The 7,195-nt window shown below is 73.6% G+C and carries 6 protein-coding genes; 1 reads left to right on the top strand and 5 read right to left on the bottom strand.

Going from position 1 to position 7,195, the window contains the following annotated elements; translation table 11 throughout:
- The 4 genes from B3G12_RS12055 to B3G12_RS12040 form a co-directional block, all read right to left on the bottom strand.
- Nucleotides 1-1,724: siderophore-interacting protein (locus tag B3G12_RS12055; protein ID WP_290500562.1), on the bottom strand; the 1,724-nt coding region annotated here is incomplete at its 3' end.
- Between the two features lie 135 nt (nucleotides 1,725-1,859).
- Complete coding sequence (locus tag B3G12_RS12050) at nucleotides 1,860-3,167, bottom strand: lysine N(6)-hydroxylase/L-ornithine N(5)-oxygenase family protein (RefSeq protein ID WP_290500560.1); 1,308 nt, start codon at nucleotides 3,165-3,167, stop codon at nucleotides 1,860-1,862.
- Nucleotides 3,168-3,219: 52 nt separating this feature from the next.
- On the bottom strand, nucleotides 3,220-4,893 hold the full coding sequence (locus tag B3G12_RS12045; protein ID WP_290500558.1) for a (2,3-dihydroxybenzoyl)adenylate synthase: 1,674 nt from the start codon (nucleotides 4,891-4,893) through the stop codon (nucleotides 3,220-3,222).
- Nucleotides 4,886-5,551: an isochorismatase family protein gene (locus B3G12_RS12040; RefSeq protein WP_290500556.1), complete on the bottom strand. Its 666-nt coding sequence runs from the start codon at nucleotides 5,549-5,551 to the stop codon at nucleotides 4,886-4,888. The genes B3G12_RS12045 and B3G12_RS12040 overlap by 8 nt, the downstream gene beginning before the upstream one ends.
- Before the next feature lie 62 nt (nucleotides 5,552-5,613).
- On the opposite strand from B3G12_RS12040, the gene B3G12_RS12035 reads away from it, so the two are divergent.
- Nucleotides 5,614-6,810, top strand: a complete 1,197-nt coding sequence (locus tag B3G12_RS12035; RefSeq protein WP_290500554.1) for an isochorismate synthase — start codon at nucleotides 5,614-5,616, stop codon at nucleotides 6,808-6,810.
- 122 nt (nucleotides 6,811-6,932) lie between these two features.
- On the opposite strand, the gene B3G12_RS12030 is transcribed toward B3G12_RS12035, so the two are convergent.
- Entirely contained in the window at nucleotides 6,933-7,157 is a 225-nt protein-coding gene (locus B3G12_RS12030; protein ID WP_290500552.1) for an MbtH family protein, read from the bottom strand.
- Nucleotides 7,158-7,195: the final 38 nt, after the last annotated feature.

The raw sequence follows: 7,195 nt of genomic DNA, 5'->3' as shown, positions 1-7,195 counted from the left end.
GTGGGGATCTCGCCCCCGCTCAGGCACAGCCGACGCAGGTCCTCCTCCACGTCGAACTCGTCGGGGGTCTCGGTGTCCACGAGGGCGGTGATCACGACGACGCGCCCCACCCGCTGCACGGCCCGGTCCAGCAGGGCGGCGTGCCCGGCCGCGGGGGTGGAGCCGAACGGGTCGAGCAGCAGCAGCGTGGCGGTGCCGTCGGGAACGTCCGCGGGCTCCTCCGTGACGAGGGTCTGCACGTGCTCGCGGCGCACGGCGGAGACGTCCGCCAAACCCCGGCGCACCTCGGCGTCCGAGCCCGCCAGCACGGCACGCAGCCCGGGAACGCGGCGCATCGCCTCCTCGGCGTAGACACCGCATCCGGGACCCGCGAAGACCACGGTCTCGGACTCCTCCAGGCCCACGGCGGCGGGCACCGCCGGTGCGGTGAACCACGCCTCCTCGGCCACCTGGTCGTCGACCTGCGCCGCGAGGGCCTCGTCCTGGGAGCACAGCTCGTCCCAGTGGCGGCCGTCGGTGTCCACGGGCACGGCGGCGCCGGTGGCCAGGGCCCGGTCGAGTCCCGCGAGGGAGAGCTCCCGCACGGTGGCCGCCGGGGAGAGGGAGCGCACCAGCCGGGAGTCGGGGTCCGCGAGCAGGACGCCCGTCTCGCTCAGGGCCAGTACGGCGTCGTCGTCCCCGGTCAGCAGGTCGTGGACGCGCAGGGCGCGCACGAGCCGCCCGGTCGAGGTCTCCGGCAGGTCGAGGACGCGCGCCAGGGCGGGAACGCTCGTGGCGCCGTCGTCCACGTGGGAGAACACGCCCAGCGCGCACGCGGTGCGCACGAGCAGCGCCGGTGCCAGCTCGGTGAGCTCGTGCAGCCGGGCCTCCGCGGAGGGCCCGGTGGCGCCCACGTCCACGACGTCCGGGGAGTCCGCCACGCTGACCACGTCCCGTCGGCGCCAGTACCCGGAGATGTCCGTGTGCTCGCGGGTCACGCCGCGCTCCTCGCGCAGCCAGCGGCGCAGGGGCTTGATGCTCAGGGCCTCCCCGGCCACCCACGCGAAGGCCTCGCCGGGCAGCCAGTCGATGCCCTGCACCGCGGAGACCAGGTCCTCGCCCGCCTCGCGCACGGCCCACGTGAGGGTGACGTCCGCCTCGGTGCTCAGCTCGATCCGGTCCGCGGCGGTGGGGACCTCGACGACGGCGTGCACCCGGGTGCCGCGCGGCAGGTCCTCCAGCGCGCGGGCGATCGCGGGCAGGGCGGTGTCGTCTCCGGCCAGCAGCAGCCAGTCCACGTCCTCGGGTGCGGCGGCGGAGGCCTTGGGGCCCGCCACGTACACGCTCTCCCCCGGGCGGACGCGCCGCGCCCATCCCGAGGCCAGGCCCGTGCCGTGCAGCACGAAGTCCAGGGCGACCTCCCCCGCCTCGGTGTCCACGGAGCGCACCGTGTAGGTCCGGGCGAGCGCGACGGACTCGTCCGTCCACGCCACCGTGCCCCCGGGCTGGGGCTCCGGGATGGCGCACAGCCCCGTCACCGGGTCCGGGACGATGATCTTCACGTCGTCGTCGAAGCCCGTGCTGCGGAACGCCGGGACCGGGACCCCGTTGCGCTCGTGGGCCTCCAGGCCCGGCCCGCCCAGCACCACGCGGCGCATGTGCGGGCTCAGGTCCTCGATCCGCTGCACCTGCAGCTCGCGGATCGCGATCGGGTAGACGGTGGTCTCGCGGGTGGTGCGTTGCATGTGCTGCCTCTCTCTGCCTGCTGCCCGGGCGGGCCGTGGGCCGCCCGCTTCCGGCGTCTGTGGCTCCGGCCGCCGGGTGCCGGGGTGCGGTCTGGTGCGTGCCGGAGAGCTGACCGGCGCGGACCGGCGCGGTCTCTAGTGCGCGCCGGAGCCGACGGCGCCCGCGGCGTCGACGGCGTCGACGGCGTCGGCCACGGACTGCGCGGCACGGGCCGCGACCACGGAGTCCACGATCTCGCCACCGCGCACCGCCAGGTTGGACAGCAGCGACGAGGACAGGCCGTGGGTGTGCTCCACACCCCCGTTGAGGTACACCGGCGGTGCGGACTCGTCCGCGGGGATCCACTGGTAGTCCCGCGCGACCGCCGGTGCCGTGCCCTCGTGGCGGTACCACCGGGCGTCCGGGCCGAAGAGCTCGGCCGGGTCCGCCGGGCGGTAGCCGGAGGCGAAGACCACGAGGTCGGCCTCCAGGGTGGTGGTCTCCCCCGTGGTGAGGTCTCGGACGTCCACCTCCACGGCGTCGGGGGTCTCCCGGTAGGCCACGACCTCCGAGCAGCTGTCCATGAACAGCCGCCGGTGCCCGCTCACGCGCTCCTCGTACTCGACGTCGTAGAGCGCCTCCACGAGCTCCGGGTCCACCGCGGAGTAGTTGGTGCCGCGGTGGTAGTCGAAGAGCCGGCGCCGGACGTCCTCCGGGGCACCGTGCCAGCGGTCCACCGTGGCGGGGTCGAAGATGCGGTTGACGAACGGGCTGTCGTCCGCCGGGGTGTAGCCCACCTTGGCGAACACCGAGTGCACGGTGGTCTGCTCGTCCCGATCGTGCAGGAACTGCACGACCTCGGCGGCGCTCTGACCCGCACCCAGGACCACCGCGGTGCGCACGGGGGTCTCCAGGCCCTGCAGCGCGTGCACGGTCTGGGACGTGTGGATCACCCGGTCCGAGAGGCTCACGCCCTCGGGCAGCCGCGGCTGCAGACCCGGGGCCAGCACGGCCGCGCGGGCGTGCAGCTGCTCGCCGTCCGCGAGCTCGACCACCACGCTGCGGTCCTCGGGGTCCACGCGGGCGGCCCGCACCTCGGCGCCGTAGCGCACCTGCTCAGAGACCTGGTCCGCGGCCCAGCCCAGGTAGTCCGAGAACTCGGCGCGGGACGGGAAGAACGTCTGCTTGTTCACGAAGTGGTCCAGCCGGCCCCGGTGTTGCAGGTAGGACAGGAAGGACAGCGGGTGCGTCACGTCCCGGAAGGAGACGAGGTCCTTGAGGAAGGAGATCTGCATGGTGGCGTGCGGCAGCAGCATGCCGGGGTGCCACGCAAAGTGCGGTGAGCGCTCGAGGAACAGCGCCTCGATCCGCTCGGCGTCCGGGCAGCGCCGGTTGTGGTCGTCGATCGCGATGGCCAGGGCCAGGTTCGCCGGTCCGAAGCCGACGCCGATGAGGTCGTACATGGGGAAACTCGATTCGTGGTTCGTGGGAAAAGGGTGGGTCGGGCGGCTCGGCTCAGTCGGTCGCTGGGCCCCGCTCCGGCACCGCCATGCCCCGCTGGTCCTTCTTGCTGGTCTTGCCCACACCGGTGTGCGGGAACTCGCTGACGACCTCGAAGACGTCCGGCACGGCGAACGAGGACAGCCCGCGTCCGCGCAGGAACCCGCGCAGCTCCACGGCCGTGGGCATCCGCTCCCGGTGCTCCGCGCGCGGGATCAGGTAGGCGCGGATCCGCTCACCGAGGGCCTCGTCCGGGATGCCCACCACGGAGACGTCGTGCACCGCCGGGTGGGCGAGCAGCTCGTTCTCCACCGCCTCCGGGGCCACCTTCTCGCCGCCGCGGTTGATCTGGTCCTTGTCCCGGCCGACCACCACGATGTGCCCGCTGGGCAGCTGGCGCACGATGTCCCCGGTGCAGTAGAAGCCGTCCTCGCTGAACGAGCGGGCGTTGACCTCCGGGACGCGGTGGTACTGGCAGATGGTGTACGGCCCGCGGGTGTGCAGCACGCCGGGCTCACCGGGTGCCACGGGGGTGCCGTCCTCGGCGAGGATGCGCAGCTCGTCGTGCTCGGACATCGGCCGGCCCTGGGTGGTGACCACGAGGTCCTCGGGGTCGTCCAGGCGCGTGTAGTTCACGAGCCCCTCGGCCATGCCGAAGACCTGCTGCAGCGTGCACCCCAGCTCGGGGCCCACGCGGCGGGCGGCGGTGTCGCTGAGCTTGGCGCCGCCCACCCACAGGGTGCGCAGCGAGGAGAGGTCGTGGCGGGCCACCGCCGGGCTGTTGAGCCACGCGAGAAGCAGCGGCGGCACGAGCGCCGCCTGGGTGACCCCGTGCTTCTCGATTGCGCTCAGGCACGTGGTGGGGCTGGGGTCCGCGGCCATCACGATGGTCGCGCCCACGTGCAGCGCACCCAGGATCCCCGGGGAGCTCATGGTGAAGTTGTGCGCGCACGGCAGGGCCACCAGCATGACGTCCTCGGGGCGCACGTCGCAGACCTCCACGCTGCGCCGCACGGAGTAGAGGTAGTCGTCGTGGGTGCGCGGGATCAGCTTCGGCAGCGCAGTGGTGCCGCCGGAGAGCTGCAGGAACGCCAGCGACGCGGGCGAGACCCGCGTGGTGGGCATGGCGGCGTCGCGCACGTCGACGACGTCGCCGTCCACCGTGGCCTCGGCCCACGGTTCCGCCACGCGCTCGTCCACGGTGACCACGGCGACGTCGCCGCGGCGCTCCCGCACGGCGTCGGCCACCGCGAGCAGGTCCCGCGTTCCGCGGCGCGGACCCACGTAGGCCACGGCGTCGGCGAGGGCGCAGAAGTGCTCGACCTCGCGCGAGCCGTGCGCCGGCAGCGCGAAGACCGGCACCGCGCCGAGGGCGAAGAGCGCGCCCACGGTCTCGAGGAACACGGCGGAGTTCGGCAGCTGCACGACCACCGGCGAGCCCTCGCCCACGCCGGCCGCGCGGAACACGGCGGCGGCGCGCGCCATGCCCTCGCCGAGCTCGCGGTAGGTCAGGCTGCGGTGGCGGTCCACCACGGCGGTGTGCTCCGGACGACCGCTGATCGCGGAGTCGAAGAGGTCCCGGTGCGTCTGGCCCGTCCACAGTCCGAGCTCGCGGTAGTGCCGGGCGGCCTCGGCGGGCATGCCGTTGGGCAGCACCGGGGGAAGGTCCTGGGTGCTCGGCTCAGACACGGGCCGCCTCCCCGGCCTGCACGGCACCCACCGCGTCCCATGCGGTGAGGACGTCCGGGGTCTGCAGCACGTAGCCGCAGCGCTTGGCCACGTAGTCCACGGCGTCCCGGTGCTCCTCCCGGGAGAAGTCCGCCACGGCGTCCGAGACCAGGAACGGCTGGATGTCGTGCATGAACGCCTCGGTGGCGGTCACCTGGCAGCCCATGTGGCCGTAGACGCCCACGATCACCAGCTGATCCCGCTTGAGGTGGCTCAGCACCTGGCGCAGGTCCGTGCGCTGGAACGCGGAGTACCGCCACTTGGTCAGCACCACGTCCCCCTCCTGCGGCTCGAGCTCGGGGATGATCTCGGTGTCCACACCCTCGGTCATCCCCGTGCCCCAGAACTCGCTGAGCAGGCCGCGACGGTGCGGGTGCTGGTCCCCCGGCTGGGCCGAGTAGATCACCGGGATCCCGTGGGCCCGGGCGTCCTCGACCAGCAGTGTCATGTTCCTCACGGCGGTGCGCGCCGGTTCCGCCCCGCGGTCGTAGGCGGCGAGGAAGTATCGTTGCATGTCGTGCACCATCACAGCGCAGCGGGACGGGTCCAGCTGCCAGTGCACCCGGTTGGCCTCACTGGGCGCCGGGACGGCGTAGCTGTCGATGGAGGGAATGGGCATGACGATGTACTCCAGGGTGCGGTCGGTGGACTCGACAATTAGGTTAGCCTATCCTTAGCACCGTGTTGAACCAGCCGACAACTTCTCCCCGCACGGGCGTCCACCCCCTCGCCCCGGACCCCTCCTTCGTCCTCGCCCAGCACGGCCGCGGCGCCGTGGGCCACGGCGTCCGGCAGCGCTGGACCTCTGCCCAGGACGCGGCCCGCGCGCTGCGCACCGGCCGCGCCGACGTCGTGGTCGGGTGCCTGCCTTTCGACTCCCGCCAGCCGGCCGCACTCTTCGAGCCCGAGTCCTGGGACCCGGACGTCGACGACGCCGCAAGCGTCCTTCCTGGGCCCGGCACCTCGGGCGCGGGCGTGCCGTCGGTCCGCTCCTGGCACGAGGAGCCGGAGCCGAGCGAGCACGTGGCCCGCGTGGCCCGCGCCGTGGACCTGGCACGCTCGGGCGCCCTGGACAAGGTGGTCCTCGCACGCGCCCTGCGCCTGGTGCTCTCCGAGCCCGCGAGCGCGGTGGAGCTGCTGCGGCGGTTCGTGGCGGACGACCGCGAGGGCAACGGCTACCTGGTCCGCCTGCCCCGGGACGGCGCGGTGCCCGGCGGGCACATGGTCGGCTCGAGCCCGGAGGCGCTGATCCGCCGCGAGGGCCTGGGGGTCTACACGCACCCCCTGGCCGGCACGGCCGCGCGCCGCCCCGAGGACCGGGACCTGGACCGGGAGGCCGCGCTCGCGCTGCAGACCTCCCGCAAGGACCTCGACGAGCACCGCTACGTGGTGGACGCGATCGAGGCCGCCCTGCGTCCGCTGTGCGCCGAGCTGGACGTGCCGACCCTGCCCACGCTCGCGCACACCGAGCGGATCTGGCACCTGGGCACCCCCATCCGCGGCATCCTGGCCGATCCCGCGCACACGGCACTGGACCTCGCCGCGGCCCTGCATCCCACGCCCGCGGTGTGCGGGTCGCCCCGTTCCACCGCGCTCGACCACATCCTCGCCACCGAGTCCCCGCGCGGGTACTACGCCGGTGCCGTCGGATGGTGCGACGCCTCCGGAGACGGGCACTGGCGCGTGCTGCTGCGCGGCGGCCACCTGGCCGAGGACGGTCTCAGCCTCACCGCGCACGCGGGCGGCGGCATCGTGGCCGACTCCGACCCGGAGGCCGAGCTCGCCGAGACCCGGCTGAAGTTCACCCCCGTCCTCACGGCGCTGGGCGTGCAGGACCTGCTGGAGACCGTCCCGGCGCCACCCCGCCCCCGCGGCTGAGACGAGCAGCCGTTTGAGCCACCCCGTGCCCGTGAAAGGACGCCAGACGCCAGAACCACCCTGCAGAAGGCCGCCCCCGCACACATCGCGTGTGCGGGGGCGGCCTTCTTGCGCGGTGGGTGTCAGGCGCCGGTGGAATCCCCGCGCAGCGAGCGCGGGCGCATGTCCGTCCAGTGCTGCTCCACGTACTCCAGGCAGGCCTGGCGGGTGGTGCCTGCGTCCCGGCCGAAGGCCACCGTCCAGCCCTCGGGAACCGGCTTGAAGACGGGCCACAGCGAGTGCTGCTCCTCGTCGTTGACGAGCACCTGGAAGGTGCCGTCCTCGTCGTCGAACGGGTTGGTGCTCATGGTGTCGTCCTCCTGTGGGTCAGCAGTTCTGCGTCTCA

Source organism: Kocuria sp. UBA5001 (genome assembly GCF_002398425.1).
Classification (GTDB): domain Bacteria; phylum Actinomycetota; class Actinomycetes; order Actinomycetales; family Micrococcaceae; genus Kocuria; species Kocuria salsicia.
Note: the sequence above shows the minus strand (reverse complement) of the source record. Positions and strands in the feature narration are given on the sequence as shown.